The following is a 1,536-nucleotide window of genomic DNA, read 5'->3' as shown; positions in this document are numbered from 1 at the left end:
CCCCTTGACCAACTGCAGGTACTGCACGATCAGCAGGAAGAACCCGAAGATCGTCAGGAACTGCATCCCGACGGAGATGGAACCCGTGGCGAAGCCCCGCCGGCGGAAGTACCGCACGTCGAGAAGGGGATCGGTGGCACGGAGTTCGACCAGGACGAAGGCCAGCAGGCTCACCGCGGCCACGATGAGGGTGACGACGACGAGGGGGTCGGAGAAACTCGTGTGCGCGCCCTCGATGAGGCCGAAGACGACGCCACCGACCGCCAGCGCCGAGAACACGGATCCCAGCACGTCCGGCCGACCGTGCCGGGACGCCACGGATTCACCGATCGTGAGGGCGGCCAGGAGCACCAGCAGACCGATGCCGGAGTAGACCACGAAGATCGCCTTCCACGACCACACCTCCAGCATGACCCCCGAGCTGAGCAGGCCGACGATCCCGCCGATACCCGCGAACCCGGCCCACATGCCCACCGCGGAACCGCGACGCTCGGACGGGAAACTGGCGGTGAGCAGCGAGAGCGTGGAGGGCATGACGAACGCCGCGCCCACTCCGGCCACCGCACGCAGGACGATCACCCAGAGCGGCGAGTCCAGCCAGATGGGCAGGGCCGAGGACACGGTGAACAGGGCCAGCCCCACGATGAGGGTGGCCCGGCGGCCGAAGCGGTCGCCCAGGGCGCCTGCGGTGAGCACGAGCGCGGCGAGCGCCAGCGTGTAGGAATCGACGATCCAGGTCAGCTGGGCCTGGGTGGCCCCGGTGGCCACGGCGATGTCCGGGAGGGAGGTGTACAGCGCGGACATCGTGGCGACGACCAGCGACACCGCCACGATGTTGACGAACAGCAGCCAGCGGCGCCGTCCGGTGGTCAGTTCCAGCACTTCGGCTCCCGGGGTCGGAGGTGGCGACATCTGAAGAAACGATACCGCCGGTATCGGTCGGGTCACCACACCGTATCCCACCGGGGGCCGTCACAATGGACCCATGCAGTCTCCGACCGATCCGCGCCGCGCCCGCTCGCGGGGAAAACTCCTGGACGCCGCGGTGGACCTGCTCCTGTCAGGTGGTGCCGCGGCGGTGACGGTGGACGCGGTCACCCGCGTGTCCGGCGTCGCCCGGACCACGCTGTACCGCAACTTCCCCTCCACCGACTCACTGATCGCGGCGGCGTTCCGGCGCCTGCTGCCGGCGCCGGAGCCGCCTCCGAGTGACGCCCCGGTGCGCGATCAACTCGTCCAGTTGTGCACGTCCATGACGCGCCTGATCCAGGACGCCCCGCTCCAGCAGTCGATGTGGGGATGGCTGGCGATGGGCCGGGGTGCCGGGGACGACGACGAGGTGGGCGAGCTGCGCCGCGGCGTCGTGGACTCCTACGCCGCCCCCCTGCACGCCGTCCTGTCCACCGCCGAGTCCGCCGGAACCCTGATCCCCGGGGACCGCGACCTGGCGGTGGCCCAGCTCGCCGGGCCGGTGGTCCTCGCGCGCATGATCGGACTGCGACCGTTCACCGCCGCGGACATCGAGATGCTCGTCGA

At 70.2% G+C, this 1,536-nt stretch carries 2 protein-coding genes; one reads left to right on the top strand and one right to left on the bottom strand.

What is annotated here, in order from left to right; genetic code table 11:
• Positions 1-912 (bottom strand): MFS transporter (locus G6031_RS16805; RefSeq protein ID WP_187702363.1); only part of this gene is annotated, 912 nt, incomplete at its 3' end.
• Positions 913-985: 73 nt separating this feature from the next.
• On the opposite strand from G6031_RS16805, the gene G6031_RS16800 reads away from it, so the two are divergent.
• The coding region (locus G6031_RS16800) for a TetR/AcrR family transcriptional regulator (RefSeq protein WP_182653880.1) at positions 986-1,536 on the top strand (551 nt) is incomplete at its 3' end.

This window comes from Dietzia sp. CQ4 (assembly GCF_014145125.1).
Taxonomy (GTDB): domain Bacteria; phylum Actinomycetota; class Actinomycetes; order Mycobacteriales; family Mycobacteriaceae; genus Dietzia; species Dietzia natronolimnaea.
Note: the sequence above shows the minus strand (reverse complement) of the source record. Positions and strands in the feature narration are given on the sequence as shown.